The organism is Streptomyces sp. NPDC054863 (genome assembly GCF_053610825.1).
Genome location: NZ_JBSGZD010000120.1, coordinates 1 through 21,864, shown reverse-complemented (window position 1 = coordinate 21,864; position 21,864 = coordinate 1). Strand labels below are relative to the sequence as shown.

Genomic DNA, 21,864 nt, shown 5'->3' with positions numbered 1-21,864 from the left:
CCCCGGATCATGGTCAACAAGGGGGGGAAGTCATGCCGGTCCCGGAGGCCGGAAGCTCCGTTGCGGAGCCAACGAAAACGGTAATGGGGGGGGCAAGACACACGCTGATGCGGCGGATCGGCGGGTGAGCCGCGGAAGGTCAACGGGGGCTGTGCGGGTTGCTCTCTTCGTCGGGGCCGTCGAGGCCGTCGAGCTGTCGCTGTACCTGCTCGGCCTCGTCATCACGTCCTTGTTGTCGGTACAGGTCCCGTGCTTCTCGCCACACGGCAAGGGCCTGGTCGTGGTGGCCCGGGGCGGCGTGGGCATGGCCCAGCCGGTCGAGGGTGTCGGCGGTTTCGTAGGTGTTGCCGAGGTCGCGGTACAGACTGAGGGCCTGGCTGTAGTGCTGGACAGCGTCTTGGTGGTGGTCACTGTGGTGGTCGATGTAGCCGAGGCTGTCCAGGGTCTGTGCTTGGCCGCCCAGGTCCCGGTGGCGCTGGAAGAGGGTGAGGGCGGCCCGGCAGTTCTCGCGGGCGGTGGCGTGGTCGCCGAGGCGCGCGGCGAACCAGCCCACGGCGTTGAGCGCGTTGGCCTCCCAGATCGGCCGATCGAAACCGCGGTAGAGGTCCAGTGCGCGTCTGGCATGGTCCAGAGCCCGCCGGTCGTCCGGCCAGATCGATGCGAGCGTGTAGTGCGCGTGGGCCTGGAGGGCGCGGTCGTGGTGCTGCTCGCTCAGGGAGAGGGCCTGGTGCAGGGCTCCGATCGCCTCCTGGTGGTGCCCGAGCACGACGTGGGCGCGGCCGAGAAGTCGATGGGTGAGGATCTGGGCGCCGGGGTCGGGCAGTTGCCCCGCGGAGTCGACCGCGATCTGCCACACGGCGAGCTGATCGTGGCGGTGACCTCGCCGGTAGTGAAAGGTGTTCAGCGTCCATGCCAGCTGCCACGCCGTGCGGTGCGAGGCGTGCGTGACGGCGGTCTGCTGGGCGGCGAGCAGATTCCGGTGCTCGGTGTCGAACCACTTCATCGCTGCGGGGATGTCGGCGAGTGTCTGGGGGTGGGAGCCGGACACGGGCGGGTCGAGTTCGATGGGGTCCCGGTGGGGGTCCAGGAGACGCTCCGCGGCGTACGCGGTGCGGGTGTAGAAGTCGAGGACCCGCCGCAGCGCTGCCTGCCGTGTGGCACCGGCCGTACGGTGGGCGGTGTCGGCGTACTGGCGGATCAGGTCGTGCATGCGAGAGCGGCCGACGGCGTCCTGGCTGATGAGTGAGGCCTGTTCCAGCCTCCGCAGCACGGTCCTGGTCCGGCTGAGGCTGAGGCCGCTCAGGCTTTTGGCGGCGGGAAGGCTCACGTCGGGGCCGGGGGCGATCGCGAGCAGCCCGAACACTTCGGCCTCTTCGTCGCTCAACGCGTGGTGGGACAACGAGAGCACGGCGGGCAGGCTCGCGGCCGGGTCGGCGTCGTCGAGTACATCCAGTGCGCTGTCGCGCAGTTCGCCGGCGAGGTCGGCCAGAGACAGTTGCGGATGGGTGTGGGCGCGGCCGGCGATGATGCTCAGCGCCAGCGGAAACCCGCCGCACAGACGGACGAGTTCGTCCACCGCTGCGGATTCGGCGTCGATCCGTACGGCGCCGAGCCGGGCGGTGAGCAGCCCACGGGCCTCCGTGTCGGTGAGAGTGCCGACGGCCAGGTGATGGGCGCCGTGGCCGGTGATCAGGCCGGACAGCCGGTTGCGGCTGGTGACCGCCACGGTGCAGGTGTCGCCGCCCGGCAGCAGAGGAATGACCTGGGCGGTGTCGGCTGCGTTGTCGAGTACCAGCAGCATCCGCTTGTCCGCCACCAGGCTGCGGAACAAAGCCGCTTGCGCGTGCGGGGCGACGGGGATGCGGCTGGGCTCGACGCCCAGCGCGTCCAGGAATCCGCGTACGGCCACGGACGGGTCCATCGGACCGCCGTCGGGACTGAAACCCCGTAGATCGACGAAGAGTTGCCCGTCGGGGAACCGGTCGGCGTTGCGGTGCGCCCAGTGCAGGGCCAGCCAGGACTTGCCCACCCCGCCGGCTCCGGCGATCGCGGAGAGGACCACGGTGCCCGAACCGGAGCGCAGTGTGGCGTCGAGCCGCTCCAAGTCGTGGCGGCGGCCCACGAACGGGGCCGGTGGGGCCGGAAGCTGGCGCGGGGCCGGGAGCACCGAGTGCTCAGCCGCGCCCACCGCGGCCAGCAGTTCGTCCTGTTCCGTCGGCTGCAGGTCGAGCGCGGCGGCGAGTTGACGCACCGACGCGAACTGCGGATTGCGGCGTCTGCCGGTTTCCATGCCGCGGATCGTGCTGACCGACACGCCGGAACGTTCGGCCAGGGCTTCCTGGGTCAGTCCCGCGCGTAAGCGTAACCGGCGTATTGCCGCAGCGAATTGATCCTCCACGGGATCCTTCTTACCAAGCCGATCGGCCATGGGTGACCTGTTCGGCGTGAGTCGGGTGGTCATCAGGTTCTCGGGCCTCGACCCCGAATCCTGAACACGGGTTATGCGGCTCGTGCGAGCGTCGTTGGTGTGAGGTGGAAGACGTTCTCGAAGGCGATCGGTGATCGTCGGCCGAGGCGGGAGTGCCGGCGGCGGGTGTTGTCGCGGTGGAGCCGTCGGAAGGCGTCGAGTCGGGCCTGGCGCTCGTCTTGTGTACGGGGCTCCGTGGTCGGTGCGCATGATTGATCCGGCGAGGCTGCCGCGGGTACGGATCGCCGCGGCCAGGGCGTCGGTCACGAGATCCGCGTGCAGGTGGTCGGCGATCGCCGGGCCGACAAGGCGGCGGGAGGCGAGGTCGATGACGGACGCCAGGCAGCAGAACTTCCCGGCGTCGAGGGGCAGGTAGGTGATGTCGCCGACGTGCTTCGTGTTCGGCTCGCATGCGGTGAAGTCGCGGGCGATCAGGCCCGGCGCGCCTTGGCCGCGGCCGGGTCGGGGACGGTGGCGCGGTGTCGGCGGCGCAACCGGACCCCTTCGGTCCCGAAGGCTCGCATGACTCTGGCGACGCGTTTGCGGTGGACGGCCGGGCCGCCGTCCTCGCGCACTTCAGCGGTGATCCGCGGTACTCCGTAGATGTCGTCCGATTCTCGGTGGACGGCCCGTATCCGGGCGGCCGGCTTCGCGTCGGAGGCCGGCCGGGCGGCCCTACCCGCGGCTGTCCGGCGCCGGTAGTAGAAGCTGAGCGGGCGATGCCGAGGAAGGAGCACAGCCGCTTCACGCCGTGGCGGCGCTGGTGGTCGGCGACGAACTGGAAGCGGTTCACCAGCGCGTCTCCCCGGCGAAATACTGCGCAGCCTTCCGCAGGATCTCGCGTTCCTCCTCGACCTCACGGACTCTCCTGCGCAGGGCCGCGTTCTCCGCTTCGAGCGGGGCCGACGGCTGGGCCGGTTCCTGCGTCCTGCGTCCGCGTGGACGGCTTGCTCCGGCGGCCCTCCCCAGTTCCGCAAGGTCTCCGGGTTGATCCCCAGATCGGCGGCGACCGACCTGATCGTCACATCGGGCAGAGAAGAGCCTCGTCTGTTCCGGGAAGCCGGGCTACTGCGCCTCTCCCTGGACAGCGACGACATCCCCGGGGTCATCGGGGCCGAAGTACAGCCCGGTGGGGCACTCACCGCCCTCCCCGCGACCCTCACTGCCGCTACGTCGTCGACCTCACCGACCGGTGGAGCAACGGAGTCTCCCAACGCTGATGGACCAGCCCCTGGCCCAACCGGCACGTCAACCGAGCAGGTGCCGGTTCGCTCCACCCGAAGGACATCACCCATGGCCGATGGCCATGCCAGCAGAAGCCCGTACTGAGCCTCCGGGCGCGGCACGGAGCGCGGCTGGGCGTGTGCGTGTGCTCGTCGGAGCGCCTCCCGCATCTGCAGGGCGACTTCCGGTCGGATACAGGCATGAACCACAAGCTTTCGCACCATCCTGACCGTCGGTCCTTTCTGCGCGGCACCACGGCCGTGGCTTTGGCCGCCGCTGTGGCAGGCGTCAGTGCGGCCCAGGCCGTAGCGGCCGGCGCCGCCCCGGCCGGTGCCGCTGCGACGCTGCCCTTCCACAGATCCCGGCCAGTTCTTCGCCCTCGCCCTGAAGACGGTGTACGGCGCCGCGGGGCAGGCCGACTGGGCCGCCCCGCAGGCCGCCCTGCTCCGCGGCACCGCCCGTACCACCAGTGCCGCCCGCGGTGAACTGGCGTGGACGATCAGCGAGGGCCCCTCCCCGTCCCGGAAGAACGGTGCCAAGCCGGAGATCCGGGTGCACCTGCGCACCACCGCGTTCACCGGCACGTTCGCCGACCCCGCGGCCCCTCTGCGTTCCCTGGCCCTGGCCCCCGCCGCGCCCCCGGCTCTGGGAAGCATCGTGCCCTCCGACCCCGACCGGCTGGTGCGCCGTTTCGGGGAGCTGTTCTTCAACCCGCTGAAATGGCCCCAGCTGAGCGTCGAGTTCCAGCGGGACCCGGTCACCTTCTTCCGGTCCTACCTCGGCCTGTTCTTCCCCGCACAGGTCACCTTCGCCGTCCCGCTGACCGCGACCACCGCCAACGGCAGCCCCCTGAACCTCACCGGCAAGGGCGCCCCTCACATGCTGCTGCGGGACCCGGCCGCGAAGGAGTTCCCGCCCCGCGGCGCGCACTTCACCCTCGTAGAGCCCCTGACCGGCACCGCCGGCGGTGACACCCTCACCCTCGACGCCATGAACTGCACGATCACCCACCGCACGAGGTAGCAGTCTGCCCGGGTTGCGTGCACCGAGGACCCGGCCGCCTCCTCTGCCTTGGGGGCGAGCGGGTGCGTACCTCCGGTGGATGTGTAACCGGGCCGTCTGCCGACAGGTCCGGCGTCCTGGGGCTCGGCCGACAACCTGGCCGTCTGGTGCAAGGCCGACGCCGAGACGCTCTTCGGACACCAGGCCGCACCGGAGTCCGCCCCGCCCTGGTCGAGGCATACGCGGTGGGCCAGGCCGCCGACGCCTTGGTGTTCTCGAAGGCCAGGCGTCGGCTGGGGGGCGTGGTCAGTTCCATGGCGGCCTGAGGTAGGCGTCCGGGGCGGGCTTGAGGCGGCTGACGTGTTCGCGGGCGACGATGGTGTGGAACAGGCTGTCCAGCCCGGTTGCGGCCGGCCCGGCGCGGACGACGTGGCCGTCGTGGGCCGAGGCGATGGCCATGGGCAGGGTGCCTGCCGTGTGGCGTGCGAGGTCCGCGACCCGTGTCACCGGGCGGGCCCGGCGGGCGAGGGTCAGCGAGCGTGTGCGGGTGCGGGTCACGAATTCCTGGTCCGTGACGGGGAGATGGCACCCGTGCAGCCCGTTCCTCCTGGACGTGCGCCAGGGAGCAGGCCACGACCGCGTTCTGCAGCACGCGCGGCTGCGACGGCATCCGCCAGGCACCCTCCGCGCTCCGGGTCTCGACAGTGAACCGCGAGGCCCTGGTGAGACAGCGCGCCGCTCGGCAGCGATACCGGTCAGGGCCTGCACGGTGGACGGTCCCTGGCCGTCCACCAGAGCACTGAGGGAACGCAACAACCTCACCTCTTCCGCAGGCACGCCCCAGTGGCATCCCTCGTCACCGCACGTCTCGGCCCCCACAGCGTGATCCGTGGCCGCCCCTGACGCCGTCTCACGTCAACCGCCCCCAAAGCGGTACGCGCGGGACATGGGTCAGCCGCGGCACGCGGGCCGAAGCCTCCCCTTTCCGCCGGCCAGTTGCTTGCCCGAGGTGCAGCAGACGGCGCAGGCGCGGTGGCCGTACCCGCTGTTCCATGGGGCCGCCTGACATGACCCGCCGGTACTCAAAGGGATGCCGGTACTCAAAGGGAGGGGTGACGTGTTGCGGCGGTTTCCGTGGGTGTCGCAGGGCAGGTCGGCGGGCTGGTGGTCGGTGAGGAAGTCGCGGGTGGCCTGCCGTTCGACTTCGGTGATTGTGGGTGACGGGAGTGGCGACCGGGAACTCCCTTTCGTGCAGGGGAAGTCTGATCCCACCGCATCCGCCTCCGTACGCCTGCCCGGCATATGCCGTAACAGATTGCGACGGCTTCCGTTCACGAGCTGCCATTTCGCGGCACCTCTGGCCAAACTCACCGTCACCACCGTCTTCGGCGAGGACCCGGACTACTCTCCCGCTCACAGAACGTAAGAACGCGAGGGGGCGGAGCTGTTGCGGCTCGACGAAGTGGATACCCGGTGTGCCGAGCTCCGGAGGCGTGGGTGCTTCTGACCGGCGGAACCCTGATAGCCGTCGGAGCCGTCACGGAGTGGCGCCTGATGCCAGGTCTCCTGCTCGTCGGCCCCGTCGTGATCAGTGTCCGCAAAGGGCCCAAGGCCACCGCGCACATCGTCGTCTGGTGTGTCGTGCTCACCGTCGCCGCCGGCATGTACGGCGCCCGGGTCTCCCCGTCGGCCGTCGCCCTCGACAGCCTCCTGCTGGTCATCATCGGTGGTGCGGCTGTCCACGGCGCGCACCGTCGCGTCAGGCGGGAAGCCGAGCTGACCCGTGTCGCACAGCGCTCGCAGGATGCGGTACTGCGCCCATTGAGGGCGGAGGTCAGCGGGATCGGCTTCTCCTCCCTGTACCGGGCTGTCTCGGGGATCGGCCTCGGCGGCGATCTGTACGACCTGGTGCAATCGCCCTACGGACCGCGTGTGTTGATCGGGGACGTGCGGGGACACGGGCCGGAGGCAGCCGTGCTCTGTGCCGCCACGGTCGGCGCGTTCCGAGAGGGCGCCTGCACCATTCCCGGACTGGTGGACCTGGCCGCCCACCTCGACGCTCGGATAACGGGCGATCTCGGCCCGGAAGACTTCGTCACCGTGGTGCTCGCCGAATTCGTACCGGGCGAGGTGAGGCTGGTGAACTGCGGGCATCCGGCCCCGCTGCGCATCGGCCTGCGGGCCGAGCCGCTGACACCGCTCCGGCCGTCGGCTCCGCTGGGGCTCAAGCCCGCCCCTCAGCTGCAACGCGCCCGTCTGGGAGCCGGCGAACGGCTGCTGCTCTACACCGACGGTCTGAGCGAGGCACGCGATGCGAAAGGGGTGATGCTTCCCCTGGACGACCGGGTCAGGGAGGCCGCGTGCCAGCCCTGTCTGGGGGAGTGCCTCGATGCTCTCCTCGCCCTGGCGAGCGCCCATGCCGGCGGCGCACTCCAGGACGACCTGGCCCTGATCATCTGTGAGCCCCGCCAGCCGACGCCCACGAGCGAAGCGGGCAGGACCCACGATTTCCCCGTTGTCCATGAGCAGCACATGGCCCCGCAGCCAGGAAGGCGCACTGATGGAACCGACTGAGCAGTGGCCGGGAAACCTGCCGACGGAGACCACCAGCATGGTTGGCCGCTGCCTTGAGCTGGAGCAACTGGAACGGCTGTGCGGCCGGTCCCGGCTGGTCACGCTGACCGGTGTGGGAGGCGTGGGCAAGAGCAGACTCGCCCGGCGGGCGGCCGCTGGACTGCGGCCGCTGTTCGCCGACGGTGTGTGGTGGGTGGAACTGACCGGACTGCGGGAGGGCGCGCTGCTCGCCCACTCGATCGCGGAAGCCCTGCCCCTGGCTGATCAGTCCACCCGGCCCATGCTCGACGTGCTCGCCGACTATCTGGCCGAGCGGGAACTGTTGCTGGTCCTCGACACCTGCGAGCATCTGCCCGACGCGTGCGCCATGGTCGTCGAAGTACTGCTGCGGGCCGCTCCGGGGCTGCGGATCCTGGCCACCAGCCGCCGTCGTCTCGGGCTCGTCGCGGAGGAGGCCCTCACCCTGGAGCCGTTGCCGGTACCCCTGGGCCAAGAGGGCATGGGCATCTCGGAGGCTGTGATGCTCCTGGTCGAACGGGCCGCTGAGACAGTGCCCGGCTTCACGGTGTCATCGGCCAACGCGGACGATGTCCTACGCCTGTCCCAGCTCCTCGAAGGGCTGCCCCTGGCCATCGAACTTGCCGCAGCCCGGCTGGGCGAGATCCCCGTCGGCGAGCTGGTCAAGCGGCTGCCGGACCGTTTCGACGTCCTGCACACCGCCGACGCGGCGCCGGACGACGGCCTTCCACCGGCTGCCCGGCTGCACCCGGAACGGGAGGCGCCCCCTTGGCACCGGGCGCTGCGTACCACCATCGGCTGGAGCCACGAGCTGTGCACACCGGTCGAACGGCTGCTGTGGGCAAGGCTTTCGGTCTTCACCGGGTCCTTCGACACCGAGGCGGCGGTCGCGGTCTGCGCCGATGAGCACCTGCCGGCGGACGACATTCCCCTCCTGCTCGGCGTGCTCGTGGACAACTCCATCGCCAACTGGCTGCCGAGCCCGGAAGGTTCGGAGCGGTTCCGGATGCTGGACACCCTTCGGGAGTACGGTGCGGACTGGCTGCGCGAACTGGGTGAGGAGGAGCGCCTGCGCCACCGCCATCTGGCCTACTACCGGGCGTTCGCCCATCAGGCGGACATCGGGTGGCTCGGCCCCGAGCAGTACACCTGGTACACGCGTACGACCTCGGAGCACACGAACCTGCGCGCCGCCCTGGACTTCAGCCTGGTGCTGTCCGAGGGGCACACCGCACTGGAAATCGCCGGGAACCTCTGGTTCTTCTGGCACGCCTGCGGGTTCCCGAGGGAGGGCCAGTACTACCTGGCCCAGGCCCTTGCCACGGACCTCGAACCTTGTCCGGAACGCGACAAAGCCCTATGGACCGAGGGCATGGTGTTCGTCACCCTGGGGGATCCGGAGGCGGCCGGGGCGCGGGCCTCTGAAATCGCAGCGACGGCCGCCCGGTCCAGTGGTGCCACGCCGTCCGACGCTGCCGACTCCCTGGCCTCCATCGCGGCCGTGATGCTCGGCGACCACCCGCGCGCCGCCGCGTTGTCCCAGGCGGTCCTGGACCGGCACTTGTGCACCCCGCTGGCTCAACCCGTGCAGTCGGCCGCATTCGTACGCAGCCTGGCGTACATCAGCGAAGGCTGCATCGATGAGGCCGTCGCCGTACTGGAGCACGTACGCGCCGACTGCGACCGGCACAGCGAGCGGTGGTCGCGTGCCTTCACCGACTACATGTGTGCGCGCGCCGAGCTGGCGCGCAGTCGGGTGGAGACCGCGTTCGAATACGGCCGGGCCGCATGGGTGACCAAACGGCGCCTCGACGACTCACTCGGAATGGCCGTCGCCTTGGACGTGCTCGCCGCAGCCGCAGCCGCGGCCGACGATGCTCGGCAGACCGCCCACCTGCTCGGCCTTGCCCAACAATTGTGGGACACCCTCGGGGCGCCGCAGATCGGAGTCTCCGAATGGGTCGCCACTCGGCAGGCCTGCGAGGAGAAAGCTCGCCGCGCTCTGGGCGACGACGTCTACATCACTGTCTTCCAGAGCGGATACCGCACCCGTCAGGACACTGTGGACGCACTCGTCCCCGGTGAAGCCGTGTGAATCGCGGCCCCTGGAAGTCGACGAACACCGAGTCCTGGCGACAGCCGAGCCGATGCGCCTGTGCCATTCCCGGGGGCGTGACAGCGAGCACCGGTGGGAGTTGGGGTATGCGCACGTGCCCCTGCGTGAACCCCTGACATCGCCTCGGCGTTGCGCCACCGTCTCCGCAGTTCAGGCCCCGTGGTGGGCAATTCAGGAAACCCGGACAACTCCTTCTCGGCATCCTGTCCTGCTGCCCCGCTGAAGAATGGGCGGAGCAGCCCGCGACAGCAGTGTGTCGGCGGCGCGTGAAACATGGCTCCGGATCACTTGCAGGATGCTGTTGGTGATCTCCACCCCGGTACGGATGCGATGCCGCCCGAGCCGGGGCGATGGGCCGCTGCCCATCCTGTGCCCGTATGACCGGGCCGATTACTGCTCTTCGGTGACGGGGGTCACCTTGAGGCGGACGGCACCCTCATCGTCGGTGCCGTCCCTGTCCCCGTCCCCGTCCCTGTCCCCGTCCTGGTCCCCTTCCCCGTCCCAGTCCCGCAGTTGGCGCAGCGCGAGGCCGGTTGCCGACTTGCACAGGAACTCGGCGCGCTCGTAGGACAGTCGCCCTCGGCCGGTCTGCGGGCAGACGTCGGCCGCGCCCAGGATGCCCGCCCGCGCCGGCCCCGGGCGTCGGTCGGTGAGGAACACCGGACCCTGGGCCCGGCCGTCCAGGAGTTCGGAAAGGAGCGCGGCCGTTTTCGATCGCCAGGTGATCCACGCGCCACGCCGGTCCGACCGCCGGCCCGCGCGGCAGGCTCGTCTCTCCGGCAGGTCCAGGTCCTGGACGTTGAGGGCCAGCAAGGCCGTGACGGTGGAGCCCGACTCGTGCAGCAGCGTCCACAAGGTGCGCTCCCGCAACGGGGCTTCGACCTCTCCCGGCCACGCAGTCCCTGGCGGGACCGGGGCGGGTACGGGCGCCGGTGCGCGGCGGCGCCGGGGCATCCGCTGGGGGATGGCCGCGTCGAGGGCCGGGGCGTGCGCCCACGCCCCGAAAGCCCGTACGGCGGCGCGGTGTCGGTTCCAGGTGGACGCCGCCACGCCGCCCCACGAGAGGCGGAAGGCACGGGCGATCTGATCGGCCGTCAGCGAGGTGAGCGGCATCCCCACTCCCAGAGCCGGCCGCAGCCGCCGCAAGGTCTGTCCGTAGGAGCGGGCCGTCGCCGGTGCGAGCCGGTCCTGGGCCAGGAACGCGTCGATGGCCTCTCCGAACGTCGGCGTGGACGCGTCCTTGACCGGGATCGCCTCGGCACGACGCGTCAGGTACGCGCGTTCGGCGGCGTTCCGGGTCAGCAGCGCCGCCCGTTCGAACTCCCGGCGGGCCTCCTCGCCGCGCCCCAGGCGCAGCAGCAGGTCGCCGCGCACGCCGGGGAGCAGGTGGTAGTCGCGGAGCGCGGGGTCGGGGGCGAGCGTGTCGACGAGGGCAAGGCCCGCTGCGGGGCCGTCCGCCATGCCCACCGCGACCGCCTGGTTGAGCCGCACCACGGCGGTGGGCAGGAGGCGGGCGAGGGCGGCGTACAGTCCGGAGATCCGTACCCAGTCGGTCTCCTCGGCGGTGCGCGCCTGGGCGTGGCAGACGGCGATCGCGGCCTGCAGTACGTAGGGACCTGGCCGGCCGGGCGTACCGGCCGCGCGAGCCCGCAGCATCGCCGCGAAGCCGCGACGGATGAGCAAGGGGTCCCAGTGTCCCCGGTTCTGCAGGTGCAACGGAACCGGTTCGCCGGCGGGGCCGGTGCGGGCCGCCGTGCGGGAGGCCTGGACCTCCATGAGCGCCACCAGGCCGTGCACTTCCGCCTCGTCGGGTACCGACCGGGCGAGCAGGCGTCCCAGCCGCAGCGCCTCCAGGCACAGGCCGGGCCGCATCAGGTCGTCGCCCGAGGTCGCCGAGTAACCCTCGTTGAAGATCAGGTAGACGACCTCCAGGACGGAGGTGAGGCGTTCGGTCAGCTCGGCACCGTCCGGGAGGGCGAACGGCACCCGCTCCTCGGCGAGTGTGCGCTTCGCCGTGGCGATGCGGCGGGCGATCAGCGGCTCGGCGGTGAGGAACGCGCGGGCGATCTCGGACGCGGTGAGTCCGCCGAGCAGCCGCAGGGTCAGGGCGACGCGTGCCTCGGTCGGGAGGACCGAGTGACAGGAGACGAACATCAGCCGTAGCACGTCGTCCTGCTCGGAGGCGGGATCGGCGGGATCGGCAGGATCGGCGGACTTGGCGGACTCAAGATCGTGGTCGAAGCCGCCGTCGCCGTCGAGCCGCTGCCGCTCGGCCAGTTCGTGCGCGAGCGTCTCGCCGTGCTCGGCCAAGCGCCGGTCGCGACGGATGTGGTCGACGGCGCGGCGCTTGGCGACGGTGGTGAGCCAGGCGCCCGGATTGTCCGGGATTCCAGACTCGGGCCACCGTTCCAGCGCCGCGACCAGCGCGTCCTGCGCCAACTCCTCGGCCACGCCTACGTCGCGCACCATGCGGGTGAGCGCGGCGACGATACGTGCCGACTCCATCTTCCAGATCGCGTCGACCGTGCGGTGGACGTCCGTGCGGTCGACGTCCGTCACGGACCGAAGACCTGCTGGATCATGCTCTCGCCGTCACCGACGATCTTCCGGAACCGGCGGCCCAGCTCCACCGCCTCCTCCTTGGAGCGGACCTCGATGAGGGCGAAGCCGACGACGGCCTCCTTGGACTCGGCGAACGGGCCGTCCGTGACGGTGATGTCGCCGCCCTCGGAGACCAGCCGGACACCGCCCGGTTCGAGCCCGCCGGTGGCCAGCAGCGCACCTGCGGCGCTCAGCTCCTCGATGAAGGCGCCCATCTCGGCGAAGAGCTTCTCGTCGGGGACCTTCGCCGTCTCCGAGGCCTTGGTCGTCATCAGGTAGCGCATGGTGTCTCTCCGGTTTCATCCCGCCCGGCCGGACCGCCGGGGCGTACTGACACGTCGTACCGACGATGTGACAGGGAATTCGCTGATTCCCTCTTGTATCAGCGGATCGACGTGGGTGCGAGCCCCACGGAAGAAGTCCGTGGCCCACCCGCCCCTCGAAGGAGCCCGTCGTGACCACCAGCACCCGCCTCCCGCACGCCACAGCCACCACCACAGACACAGCCACCACCACAGCGGAAGCCGCCGCCGACCAGGCTCGCCCCGCTGCCCGGCGCGGCTCGATCGGCACCCGTCGGCTGCTCGCCTGTGCTGCCGTCGCCGGTCCACTGTGGGTGGCCGTGTCGGTCGCCCAGGCACTCACCCGGGAGGGGTTCGAGCCGACCCGGCACGCGCTCAGCCAGCTGGCCACCGGATCGCTCGGCTGGCTTCAGATCACCAACTTCGTGATCGCCGGGATCCTGGCCACGGCGGGCGCGGCTGGACTGCGCCGGGTCATGCAGGGGACGGCCGGCGGTGTCGCGGTGCCGCGGCTGGTCCGGGTGGTCGGGGTCGGCATGGTCGCCGCCGGGCTGCTGACGATGGACCCGGCGGACGCCTTCCCGGTGGGCACGCCGGCGGGCATCCCGCAGTCGATGAGCTGGCACGCGTACGGACACATGGCCGCCGGGTCGATCACCTTCGCCTCGCTGATCGCCGCGGGCTACCTGCTCGGCCGGCACTTCTCCCGGCTCGGGAACCGGCGGCTCGCGGTGGTCTCCCGGGTCGCCGCCACGGTGATGCTTGCCGGTGACGCGTGGTCGATGAGCGGCGGCAAGGCGGGCGCGCTGACCATGGCCATCGGCACGACCGTCATGTTCACGCTGCTCGCGTACGTGGCCGTGCACTACCGGCGTACTGCCTGAGGGCCACCGCCACCAGGGCACTCGCCGCCCTGCGAGCTGAAGCTGTCTCGGGCCCCGGCCGCCGAGCACGCCCGGTACAGCGCCGAAGAGACCTGTGCCGGAGCACCCGGAAGCCCTGAGCGACTGCCTCCGGCCCCGACGGTGACGACGTATCAAGGCCGTCGGCCCGGCACCACCGGGCGCCCGCCAGGTCACCACCGACCCGGTGCCTCTGCGGATGATCCGCAGCAGCGCCCTTGGTCCGTCGAGGCCGGGAGGGATCCCAGGTGGGCGTCATCCGCTTGATCTCGAAGGAGAAATCGAGCTTCAGGTCAGGCGGCGGTCCTGGGACCGCTCGACAGCCGTGCAGCAGCAAGCCTTCCGCCAGGGCCCCGGCACCGTCCGACCAGGCGAACCAGCCGATGTCCTCATGGTCTCTCGTGATCTCGCCGAGGAAGAAGTCCATGGCCCATCCACCCCGAAGCCACCACGAGACCCCAAGAGCTCCGGCTCTGGCTGCACTGGCACGACGGGGCACGTGAGCGCCGGCATGCACCGGACTTCTTCGTACGCTGCGCAGCTGGCTCGGCCAGGGTCGTCGATGTCCGCGCGGGCTGCACGCGATCCCGTGACTGCGGACAGCGCCGACGGCCAGCCATGGCCCCCGGGCGCTTCCGGAAGGTCGCGTAAGCCCACGACCTGCCGACTCTGGTAAGGCCGGGGGGGATTGCCGCTGAAGGAGCAGCGTTCTGAATCTGCGCTATCGGGGGATGGTGACCAGGATCCGGCCGTGGCGACCGCCGGCGTCGACATGCTCGTGGGCCTTGGCGATGTCGTCCAGCGGGTAGCGGTCGCCGACATCGACGGTGAGGGCGCCGACGGCGGCTGCGGAGGTGAGGTCGCGGGCGGCCTGACGCTTGGCCTCGGCGGGAAAGTCGTCGCTGCCGAGCAGCCGCAGGGTGACGTTGTTGAACAGCAGGGGCCAGAAGGGGATCTCGGTGCGGTCCGCGCGGGTGCCGTAGGCGGCGATGACGGCATTGCTGGCGGCGACGGCGTTGTCGAGGTCGGCGTTGTCGGACAACGCGACCTCGATGATCCGGTCGACGCCGCCCGGCGCGTACGAGCGAATGGCCGCGGCAGGGTCGCCGACATCCAGGGCGACGGAGTGGGAGACGACGGCCGGGTCGATGTGGTCGAGGTCCGCGGTGCGGCGGACGGTGGCGATCACGGTGGCGCCGGCCCAGTGGGCGAGCTGGGCGGCCAGGGAGCCGACGCCGCCGAGGACTCCGTGGACCAGGACCAGTTGGCCGTCGACCGGACCGTCGGCGAAGACGGTGCGGTGGGCGGTGATACCGGGGATGCCGAGGCTCGCGCCCAGCTCGTCACTGAGGTGGTCGGGCAGAGGGGCGGCCTGGTGGTCAGGAACGACGGTGAACTGGGCGGCGGTGCCGAAGGGGCGGTAGGACTGGGCTCCGTACACCCAGACCCGCTGTCCGACGCGGCGGGCGTCGACTTGGGCGCCCACGGCATCGATGACTCCGGCGGCGTCGCTGTGCGGGATCACTCGCGGGTAGGGCATGGACGAGCCGAGCCAGCCGCGCCGTTTCTTGGTGTCGCCGGGGTTGACGCCCGAGACGGTGACGCGGACGCGGACCTCGCCGGGGCCGGGGACGGGGTCAGGGAGTTCGCCGACGTGCAGGACATCGGCGGCGGGGCCCTGGGCGTCGTACCAGGAAGCAAGCATGGGGGTACCTCCGTGGGCAGTCAGCTCGGGGGAGCGGCGGGCTCATGCGGATCGCCGTCGGTGCATGCGGTGTCGCATGCGGGCGGTTGCTCCCCGAGAGTCTCGCGGAGCCAGGTCCGTTCGGCGCGGCTGGTGGCGCGGGCGGTGAGCAGCATGCCCCGCCGGTAGGGATCGGCGATCTCCTCGGCACGCAGGGGCCGTTCGTTGTCGTAGAAGAAGCTCGCCGGTTCTTCCAGGAACTCCAGCCGTCTGCGCAGCACCGCGTGCTGTTCGGCCACGTCGGGCAGATGGGAGAGGAATGCCAGGACGATGTAGAACCGGGTGAAGTCGGTGATCTCGTGGTCGGCGGGCTTGCGCAGACGCAGAAGCATTTCGGCCCGCCCGGCCGCGGTCAGGCTGAGCACGTACCGCGCCGTCCCGGCGGCCGGGTCGGCGCGCCGCTCGATCAAGCCCGCCTTGGTCAGACGATTGATCGCCGGATACAGGCTGCCGTCACTGACCGGCCGCGTATAGCCGGTCAGCTGTGAGACGCGGCGGCGCAGCTCGTGTCCGGGCAAGAGGGCCTCGGCCAGGAAACCGAGTATCGCAAGTTCCAGCATGAGCCCATCTTCGCACATTCACATCGAATCGATGTGAACATCGTTTCGATGTGACGCTCCGAGGTGTCCACCCACCGCTGATACGAGGCCCAGCACGATGCCACCGCAGTCCACCGAGTCGGTGATGAACCGATTCGTAGAGTTCATCAACACGGGCAACGAGAAGCTCGCCCGCGCGGTTCACCGTGCGAGGAACCCACGACGGTGAATTCTTCGGAATCCCGGCGAGCGGCAACAGGATCTCGGTGCAGGCCATGAACTTCTACTACCTGGCCGACGGCCGGATCGTTGGCGAACGGGGCCAGCCCGACCTTCTCGGGGTGATGCGGCAGATCGGTGCCGTCCCGGCGTCGTGAACCTGGTCGTGCCGGGTGAGCCTTCGTTCATGCGGAGCAACCGCTGCCGAGAGGGGCCCGCAGGTCGCCATGGCAGAAGGCGAAGGCGCACCGGGGCTCGGGCGGCCAGACACCCACCGCTACGCCCACGCCCTCGTCGGCCACGAACGCCGCTACGCCGCCCTCGCCTCCGACGCCCCATGGATCAGGCGCCGCAGTATCCGCCGGGCAGAAAGCCGGGAGCGCACCCTGGTGGTGGACCGCCGGACCGGCACCATCGCCTTCCCGTCGCGCTCCTCCTGGACGTGCCTGCCACCCACCACATTCCCCTGCCTGTTGCGCTGCGTAACAAGCGGTGTCTGGTCCCGTGTACAGAACCAGTGGGGGCAACCCAGGCCGTCCGGCCTGCGTCCTTCCGTATGAGCGGGATGGTTCTCCCGCCGGTCGCACACCAACGGGGGCACGTGATGAGTGACAAGGCCCGCAGACTCTTCGAGGCCATTGACCTGGACGGCGACGGGCTGCTGACCCGTGAAGAGGTGATCGTTGCCCTGCGGTCGAAGGGGCCGTCGCTGGCTGCCACGGGCGTCATCCCGTCCTGGGGGGTGCAGGACACCGACGCGTCCTCCGCCCTGTTCGACGCCGCCGACCAGAACGGCGACGCTGCACTCACCTTCGAGGAGTTCACCGCGGTGGTGGACCGCCGGTTCGGCTGGAGCTGACCGCCGGGAGGCGCGGCGGCCCCCGGGGCCAGGACCGCGGGAGCGCGTCCTCCGACGGACGGTGGCAGCAGGTCGAAGCCCGCGACCGGCACCGTCGGCCCTCGCGCCCGGGCCTGCTCGTGCAAGGCAGCGGATCACAGGACCGTGCCGACGCCCCACGGGCCGCTGGGACATCCGCGGTTCAGCCGGCCCGATGGGGGCCGCCGTGCGCGTACGACGGTTGGCGGGATGCAGCTGCGGCGATGGAGCGTCTGCTGTAACCAACTCCCTCTGAATGGCAGCCTGTTGCGGTGTACTGGCGGTACAGGTGCGCTTCTGGTTTTCTCTGGTACGGGGAAGACTTCCCCAAGGCGCCCGCGCACGGTGGGGAGTGGATCGTGACGGTGGAGGAAGGCACCGAGTCCGGTCTGAGGCGGGCCCGGGTGGCGCGGAACATGACGCTGGATGAGGTCGCTGATGCGCTGGCGCTTACGGGGCCGGCGGCGGATGCGAGTCTGGTCAGTGCCTGGGAGTCCGGGCGCAAGCGGACGGGGAAGCGGAACCGGGCGGGGCTGTGCCGGTTGTACCGGGAGCGGCCGGAGGTGACTGTTCGCCCTTCAGGATGGGGCGGCCACCAGTGTGCTGGAGACCTCTGGGACCACCGCGGTGGTCAAGTCCTCACCCGCTGGGCCGAGCTGGTGGAGGCGATGGCCGAGGTCGTGGCGGGCGCGCGAGCGGCTCGTGGTGACCGGCATCCGGTCCGGTGTTCGTACCGGCACTGTCCGCTGACCGGGTCGTTGAGGCGACGCGCGGCCGTGAGGTGGCCGGCGAGCCGGACAAGGACCTGTTCTTCGTCGCCTCCTGATCGTTCGGGGGTTCCTCCGTACGGCGCGGCACACCCCCTGCTCTGTTCGGGGTGGTCGCGCCGTACGTCGTTTCGGCACCACCTGAGGAAGGAGTGGATGTGAGTGGCCGGCGGTCCCGGGCTCAAGGAACCGTGCGAAGGCACGGCGCTCTCGCCGGTACGCGGCCGGCACACGGGCGTTGCCGTGCAGAGTGTGCGGGAAGGGCCCCTCAGTATGAGCGTGCTCGGCGACTGCCGGGCGAATACGGCGGACCTGCACGCCGAGGGACTCGAAGCCGTGCGCCGGGGCCGGTGGCCGGGACCTACTCGATGGGCGTGCTCGTACCGGGTCGTGGCGGCCGAGGGGGGCGGGTCTTCGTCGCGGGAGATCTCGCCGGAGTCCGTGGGCTGTTCGTCGGGCAGCCGCGCGGCGGCGGCATTGCCCTGTCCGAGGATGCTGACGTGGGGATGGTCGAGGTGCCGGCCGTCGTCGATGCGTCGGCTGAAGGCGGTGTCGCGCAGGCCCGTCCAGGTCTGGGCGATGAGCTTGGGCCAGCCGTCACGCAGGCCGTCTGCGAGGTAGTGGCGCAGGTACTGGTCACCGGCGAAGAGCCACACGGCGTCGGGGTTGTCGGGGTCGGGCAGGATCGCGTCGATGCCGTCTGCGAAGCCGGTGCCCCCCCGGCGTGCGTTCATGTCTACGATCAGCCGCTCGCGCCGCGCCGAGATCGTCCGCCAGGCCGCCACGGTCCGGATGTGTTCCCAGCGCGCCGGACACAGCACCGAGCGCACCGCCGCCGAGACCCGCCGCGCCCTTCCCGATGTGTCCCCGCTGGAAGGGCGGCGGCTCGCCTCCGACCGGTCGGGGGGCGAGCCGCCATCGCCCAGGTCCGCACCCTCCATGATCCTGGGGTCCACTTGAGGGAAGGAGTCGTCATGCCCGAACAGCCGAAGGTACGGACCACGGAAGGCGTGGTGCAGGGGCGCTGGCGGAAGGGGCACGCGGTGTTCCGCGGCGTCCCCTACGCCCAGCCCCCGGTCGGAGCGCTCCGCTTCGCCGCGCCCGCACCGCCGCACCGCCGGGAGGGGACCAGGCAGGCGGTCGAGTTCGGCCCCGTGGTGCCGCTGTCACTGCCGATCGACGTGCCCCCGCAGGGCACCGACTGGCTGACGCTCAACGTCGGCACTCCAGATCCCGGCGCGGCGGGACTGCCGGTGCTGGTGTGGATCCCCGTGGGCGGCTACCTCTCGGCGGCGTCGAGCGACCCGATGTTCGACCCGGCAGCGCTGGCCGAGGCGGGAGTCGTTGTGGTGACCATCAACTGCCGCGTGGGCGCGGAGGGATTCGCGTTCCTCGAAGACGTGCCGCCCAACCGCGGATTCCTCGACCAGATCGCGGCGCTGGAGTGGGTGCAGCGCAACATCGCCGCCTTCGGAGGCGACCCCGGCCGGGTCACCGTGGGCGGGGTGTCCGCCGGGGCGGGCTCGGTCGCCGCCCTGCTGACGATGAAGTCCGCGCGCGGCCTGTTCCGGCGGGCCATCGCCCATTCGGTGCCGGGGCTGTACAGCACCCCCGCGTTGGCACGGCAGGTCACCGCCGCGTTCGCAGACCGGCTCGGCGCGGTGGCCCCCACCGCCGAGGCCCTGCGCGACATCGACCCATGGCACCTGGCCGCCGAGCTCACCGCTTTCAACGCCGGCCTCCACGCGCACCGGGAGAGCTGGGGACGCCTCACGGAGACCGGCACCGCGCTGTGCCCCGTCGTCGACGGCGAGGTCCTCCCGGAAACGCCCTGGTCCGCGCTGACCGGGGCACGCGCGAACGGGACCGAACTGCTCGTCGGCCACACCCGGGACGAATTCCGGTACTTCAGCGTCATGAGCGGACGGTACGGCACCTTCACCGAGGAGGACGCCCACGCAGCCCTGGAACTGCTCGCCCCGCAACCGGACGGCGCGCGGGCCTACCGTGCCGCGTTCCCACAGGCAGGCCCGGAGGAGCTGGTGGAGACGGTGTACTCCGACGCCCTCTTCCGCATGCCGTCACAGAAGCTGGCCGAGGCGAACGCCGCAGCCGGCGGCACCTCGTACCTGTTCGAACTGTGCTGGGTTGCCCCGGCCCTCGGCGGCATCCTCGGCGCCTGCCACAGCCTCGACGTGCCCCTGGCGTTCGGCACGCTGGACAGCCCCGTCGGCACCCAGCTCATGGGCGAGGAGCCTACTCCCGAGGCCGTCGCGCTCTCCCGCGAACTCCAGGAGGCATGGGTTCGCTTCGTCACCACCGGCGACGCGGGCTGGTCCGCCCACCGGCCCGACGGGCACCTCACCCGCGTCCTGGACGCCGAGTCGAAGACTCTGCCCTACCCCGAACAGGCATCCCGCCAGATCTGGGAAGGCCGCTCCCCAGCCCCCTTCGATCATTCGTGATTGTCCGGATCGGCTCCGCTTCGCGGTGTTCAGCAGCCGGGTGGCCACGAGGACCTGGCCGGCGCTCCGATCCCCCGGTCGCTGACCGCATTCGATCACTGAACACATGGGAACTGCTCGTCCAGGTGTCGCCGGGGGCAGGGTCCGTCCACTTCACGCCCGAAGGTGACCGGCGGACGTATCGGGCCTCGCAGGTGGGCAGGATGCCGGCATGGCGATGAAGCAGATGCGTCGGACCACCTTGTGCACCGCGACCAGGACCACCGCTCAGGGGCGGTGGGAAGTGCTGCTGGGCGAGGAACTGTCGGGGCTCGGGACCGGCAGGACCGTCGTGATCGGCGGACACCCCGACCCCGGAGAAGACCCGGAGGAAGCCGCGGTCCGAGAACCGTCACCCCGACACGGGTGTACGGACAGGGACGGGGGCATCGTCCGCGGCCGGTGAAGCCGCCGCCGCGACATCGCTCCTCAACCGGGTCGGTCAGTGCCGGTCACCGAAAGGATGACGGCCATGACCGCCAAGTCGGCATGCTGCAAAAGTCGTTCACTTCCACCACGACCACGGCACGCCGCCCCGTACACCGTTCATCTGGTGTACAGATGAGGTCGGTGTTACCGGCCCTCCGGCGGCTGCTGTACGTACACCCTCCGCAACCAAGCTCTCGCAGGTCCAACCACCCCCCTGCAGAGGAGAGTTGAGTGACTCGCTCCATGATCGCCCGATCGGTCGTGCTGGCCGTGACCACGGCCCTTACGGCGGCGGCCCTGGCCGTGCCGGCCCAGGCCGAGCACAGCCACCGTGCGTCCGGCGGTGCGCCGGCGTCCGTGACTCCCCGTGCGGAGACGCCGGCGCTGCACGACGACGAAGAAGGCGGCAACGCCGACGCGGACGACCCCGCCATCTGGCGCAACGCCGCGGACCCCGGCCGCAGCCTCGTCGTCGCCACCGCGAAGGAGGGCGGCCTGCGCGTCTACGACCTGGACGCGAGCCCGGTGCAGTCGATAGCCGCACCTCCCGCCGCGGGTGAGGACGACGCCCCGGGCCGGTTCAACAACGTGGACCTCGTCCACGGGCTGCGGCTCTCCTCGGGGAAGGCGGACCTGGCCGTCGCCAGCGACCGCGGCCACGACCAACTGCGTTTCTACCGCATCGACCGCGACCGCACCGGCGGCCCGCTGACCGACGTCACCGATCCCGCCGCGCCGCCCGTGTTCTCCAAGGACCAGGCCGAGGTCAACGACCAGCGGACCGCCTACGGTCTGGCGACCTGGACCGATCCGGTGACCGGGAAGTCCTACGCCCTGGTCAGCCGCCGCGAGCGCACCAGCATCGCCCTCCTGGAGCTGCTGCCGGCTGCGGACGGCAAAGTCACCTACCGCAAGATCCGCACCCTGGACCTGCCCTCCTCCTTCCGGCTGCCCAACGGCACCTCGTGGTCCCCGTGCGGCGAACCCGGCGAGCTGCCGCAGGTCGAGGGCATGGTCGTCGACCCGGCCAACGGCACGCTCTACGCCGGCCAGGAGGACATCGGCATCTGGCGCCTGCGCGCCGACCTCACCGGCACGCCGAAGCTGATCGACAAGGTCCGTGAGTACGGTGTTCCCGGTGTCTACGACGCGGAGACCGAGGAGTGCACGCAGGGCGCAGACCCGGGCTACGGCGGCACGAAGATCTCCGCGGACGTCGAGGGTCTGACGCTGCTCACCGAGTCCGACGGCGACGGCTACCTCCTCGCCTCCAGCCAGGGCGACAACACCTTCGCGGCCTACGACCGCGAGCTGGAGGACGCCAACGAGTACGAGGGCGGCTTCCGGATCACCGCTGCGAACGGCACCCTCGACGGCTCCGAGGAGTGCGACGGCGCCGCGGTCCTGAACGCCCCGCTCGGCTCCAAGTACCCCAACGGCCTCCTCGTCGTCCAGGACGGGCACGACGCCCCCGGCGACGGCGTCCGGGACGCGACCAACTTCAAGTTCGTCGACCTCGGCAAGGTCATGGACACCCTCGACAGCTGACCCCCCCCCACCGTGCCGCCCGGCTCCAGGC

Annotated in this window: 19 protein-coding genes and 2 pseudogenes; 12 read left to right on the top strand and 9 right to left on the bottom strand. The window is 70.9% G+C overall.

Annotated elements, in window-relative coordinates; genetic code table 11:
• Window positions 1-139 precede the first annotated feature (139 nt).
• Both ACWGIG_RS21565 and ACWGIG_RS21560 read right to left on the bottom strand, forming a co-directional pair.
• Window positions 140-2,899 (bottom strand): helix-turn-helix domain-containing protein, encoded by a 2,760-nt coding sequence (locus ACWGIG_RS21565; RefSeq protein ID WP_453323255.1) that lies wholly within the window; start codon window positions 2,897-2,899, stop codon window positions 140-142.
• On the bottom strand, window positions 2,899-3,204 hold the full coding sequence (locus tag ACWGIG_RS21560; RefSeq protein ID WP_453323253.1) for a transposase: 306 nt from the start codon (window positions 3,202-3,204) through the stop codon (window positions 2,899-2,901). Before ACWGIG_RS21560 ends, ACWGIG_RS21565 begins: the two co-directional genes overlap by 1 nt.
• 817 nt (window positions 3,205-4,021) lie before the next feature.
• On the opposite strand from ACWGIG_RS21560, the gene ACWGIG_RS21555 reads away from it, so the two are divergent.
• Window positions 4,022-4,714, top strand: coding sequence for a hypothetical protein (locus tag ACWGIG_RS21555; protein ID WP_453323252.1), 693 nt, complete (start codon window positions 4,022-4,024; stop codon window positions 4,712-4,714).
• Between the two features lie 285 nt (window positions 4,715-4,999).
• Here the strand turns inward: ACWGIG_RS21555 and ACWGIG_RS21550 are convergent, their stop codons facing one another.
• Window positions 5,000-5,251, bottom strand: coding sequence for a hypothetical protein (locus tag ACWGIG_RS21550; RefSeq protein ID WP_453323251.1), 252 nt, complete (start codon window positions 5,249-5,251; stop codon window positions 5,000-5,002).
• A 939-nt stretch (window positions 5,252-6,190) separates the two neighbouring features.
• On the opposite strand from ACWGIG_RS21550, the gene ACWGIG_RS21545 reads away from it, so the two are divergent.
• Entirely contained in the window at window positions 6,191-7,267 is a 1,077-nt protein-coding gene (locus tag ACWGIG_RS21545) for a PP2C family protein-serine/threonine phosphatase (protein ID WP_453323250.1), read from the top strand.
• Complete coding sequence (locus ACWGIG_RS21540; RefSeq protein WP_453323249.1) at window positions 7,254-9,380, top strand: ATP-binding protein; 2,127 nt, start codon at window positions 7,254-7,256, stop codon at window positions 9,378-9,380. Before ACWGIG_RS21545 ends, ACWGIG_RS21540 begins: the two co-directional genes overlap by 14 nt.
• 411 nt (window positions 9,381-9,791) lie before the next feature.
• Here the strand turns inward: ACWGIG_RS21540 and ACWGIG_RS21535 are convergent, their stop codons facing one another.
• Together ACWGIG_RS21535 and ACWGIG_RS21530 are read right to left on the bottom strand one after the other, a co-directional pair.
• The gene (locus ACWGIG_RS21535) at window positions 9,792-11,960 is read right to left on the bottom strand and encodes a sigma-70 family RNA polymerase sigma factor (RefSeq protein WP_453323248.1); all 2,169 of its coding nucleotides are present in this window, start codon (window positions 11,958-11,960) and stop codon (window positions 9,792-9,794) included.
• Window positions 11,957-12,274, bottom strand: a complete 318-nt coding sequence (locus ACWGIG_RS21530; RefSeq protein WP_453323247.1) for a YciI family protein — start codon at window positions 12,272-12,274, stop codon at window positions 11,957-11,959. The genes ACWGIG_RS21535 and ACWGIG_RS21530 overlap by 4 nt, the downstream gene beginning before the upstream one ends.
• A gap of 182 nt (window positions 12,275-12,456) precedes the next feature.
• On the opposite strand from ACWGIG_RS21530, the gene ACWGIG_RS21525 reads away from it, so the two are divergent.
• A complete protein-coding gene (locus ACWGIG_RS21525) occupies window positions 12,457-13,188 on the top strand; it encodes a DUF998 domain-containing protein (RefSeq protein WP_453323246.1) in 732 nt (243 codons plus the stop codon).
• On the opposite strand, the gene ACWGIG_RS21520 is transcribed toward ACWGIG_RS21525, so the two are convergent.
• Complete coding sequence (locus ACWGIG_RS21520; RefSeq protein WP_453323245.1) at window positions 13,142-13,633, bottom strand: hypothetical protein; 492 nt, start codon at window positions 13,631-13,633, stop codon at window positions 13,142-13,144. The two genes, ACWGIG_RS21525 and ACWGIG_RS21520, sit on opposite strands and share 47 nt — an antisense overlap.
• Window positions 13,634-13,680: 47 nt before the next feature.
• Between ACWGIG_RS21520 and ACWGIG_RS21515 the strand changes: the two are divergent.
• A pseudogene (locus ACWGIG_RS21515) lies at window positions 13,681-13,779 on the top strand (TnsA-like heteromeric transposase endonuclease subunit); the annotation flags it as partial.
• 148 nt (window positions 13,780-13,927) lie between these two features.
• On the opposite strand, the gene ACWGIG_RS21510 reads toward ACWGIG_RS21515, so the two are convergent.
• Window positions 13,928-14,911, bottom strand: coding sequence for an NADPH:quinone reductase (locus ACWGIG_RS21510; RefSeq protein ID WP_453323244.1), 984 nt, complete (start codon window positions 14,909-14,911; stop codon window positions 13,928-13,930).
• A 20-nt stretch (window positions 14,912-14,931) separates the two neighbouring features.
• The gene (locus tag ACWGIG_RS21505) at window positions 14,932-15,510 is read right to left on the bottom strand and encodes a PadR family transcriptional regulator (protein WP_453323243.1); all 579 of its coding nucleotides are present in this window, start codon (window positions 15,508-15,510) and stop codon (window positions 14,932-14,934) included.
• Window positions 15,511-15,695: 185 nt separating this feature from the next.
• Between ACWGIG_RS21505 and ACWGIG_RS21500 the strand changes: the two genes are divergently transcribed.
• The 3 genes and pseudogenes from ACWGIG_RS21500 (at window position 15,696) to ACWGIG_RS21490 (ending at window position 16,567) form a co-directional block, all read left to right on the top strand.
• A complete protein-coding gene (locus ACWGIG_RS21500) occupies window positions 15,696-15,866 on the top strand; it encodes an ester cyclase (RefSeq protein ID WP_453323242.1) in 171 nt (56 codons plus the stop codon).
• A 108-nt stretch (window positions 15,867-15,974) separates the two neighbouring features.
• Window positions 15,975-16,121 (top strand): annotated as a pseudogene (locus ACWGIG_RS21495) (LysR family transcriptional regulator); the annotation flags it as partial.
• A gap of 191 nt (window positions 16,122-16,312) precedes the next feature.
• Window positions 16,313-16,567 (top strand): EF-hand domain-containing protein, encoded by a 255-nt coding sequence (locus ACWGIG_RS21490; RefSeq protein ID WP_453323241.1) that lies wholly within the window; start codon window positions 16,313-16,315, stop codon window positions 16,565-16,567.
• Window positions 16,568-17,216: 649 nt separating this feature from the next.
• Here ACWGIG_RS21490 and ACWGIG_RS21485 read toward each other — a convergent pair.
• Complete coding sequence (locus ACWGIG_RS21485; RefSeq protein WP_453323240.1) at window positions 17,217-18,086, bottom strand: hypothetical protein; 870 nt, start codon at window positions 18,084-18,086, stop codon at window positions 17,217-17,219.
• On the opposite strand from ACWGIG_RS21485, the gene ACWGIG_RS21480 reads away from it, so the two are divergent.
• The 4 genes from ACWGIG_RS21480 to ACWGIG_RS21465 all read left to right on the top strand — a co-directional run bounded on the left by ACWGIG_RS21480 (window position 18,085) and on the right by ACWGIG_RS21465 (window position 21,833).
• Window positions 18,085-18,312: a hypothetical protein gene (locus ACWGIG_RS21480; RefSeq protein ID WP_453323239.1), complete on the top strand. Its 228-nt coding sequence runs from the start codon at window positions 18,085-18,087 to the stop codon at window positions 18,310-18,312. The two genes, ACWGIG_RS21485 and ACWGIG_RS21480, sit on opposite strands and share 2 nt — an antisense overlap.
• A gap of 14 nt (window positions 18,313-18,326) precedes the next feature.
• Window positions 18,327-19,817 (top strand): carboxylesterase/lipase family protein, encoded by a 1,491-nt coding sequence (locus ACWGIG_RS21475; RefSeq protein WP_453323238.1) that lies wholly within the window; start codon window positions 18,327-18,329, stop codon window positions 19,815-19,817.
• A gap of 211 nt (window positions 19,818-20,028) precedes the next feature.
• A complete protein-coding gene (locus ACWGIG_RS21470; protein ID WP_453323237.1) occupies window positions 20,029-20,262 on the top strand; it encodes an NUDIX domain-containing protein in 234 nt (77 codons plus the stop codon).
• Window positions 20,263-20,528: 266 nt separating this feature from the next.
• Window positions 20,529-21,833 (top strand): phytase, encoded by a 1,305-nt coding sequence (locus ACWGIG_RS21465; RefSeq protein ID WP_453323254.1) that lies wholly within the window; start codon window positions 20,529-20,531, stop codon window positions 21,831-21,833.
• The last annotated feature ends 31 nt before the right edge of the window (window positions 21,834-21,864 follow it).

What these genes read in the sequence shown, in the direction of transcription:
- ACWGIG_RS21490 (WP_453323241.1), top strand. Translation starts at nt 16,313, where the DNA reads ATGAGTGACAAGGCCCGCAGACTCTTCGAGGCCATTGACCTGGACGGC.
- ACWGIG_RS21485 (WP_453323240.1), bottom strand. Translation starts at nt 18,086, where the DNA reads ATGAACGCACGCCGGGGGGGCACCGGCTTCGCAGACGGCATCGACGCG.
- ACWGIG_RS21520 (WP_453323245.1), bottom strand. Translation starts at nt 13,633, where the DNA reads ATGGACTTCTTCCTCGGCGAGATCACGAGAGACCATGAGGACATCGGC.
- ACWGIG_RS21475 (WP_453323238.1), top strand. Translation starts at nt 18,327, where the DNA reads ATGCCCGAACAGCCGAAGGTACGGACCACGGAAGGCGTGGTGCAGGGG.
- ACWGIG_RS21505 (WP_453323243.1), bottom strand. Translation starts at nt 15,510, where the DNA reads ATGCTGGAACTTGCGATACTCGGTTTCCTGGCCGAGGCCCTCTTGCCC.
- ACWGIG_RS21465 (WP_453323254.1), top strand. Translation starts at nt 20,529, where the DNA reads ATGATCGCCCGATCGGTCGTGCTGGCCGTGACCACGGCCCTTACGGCG.
- ACWGIG_RS21510 (WP_453323244.1), bottom strand. Translation starts at nt 14,911, where the DNA reads ATGCTTGCTTCCTGGTACGACGCCCAGGGCCCCGCCGCCGATGTCCTG.
- ACWGIG_RS21470 (WP_453323237.1), top strand. Translation starts at nt 20,029, where the DNA reads ATGGCGATGAAGCAGATGCGTCGGACCACCTTGTGCACCGCGACCAGG.
- ACWGIG_RS21530 (WP_453323247.1), bottom strand. Translation starts at nt 12,274, where the DNA reads ATGACGACCAAGGCCTCGGAGACGGCGAAGGTCCCCGACGAGAAGCTC.
- ACWGIG_RS21480 (WP_453323239.1), top strand. Translation starts at nt 18,085, where the DNA reads ATGTCTACGATCAGCCGCTCGCGCCGCGCCGAGATCGTCCGCCAGGCC.
- ACWGIG_RS21540 (WP_453323249.1), top strand. Translation starts at nt 7,254, where the DNA reads ATGGAACCGACTGAGCAGTGGCCGGGAAACCTGCCGACGGAGACCACC.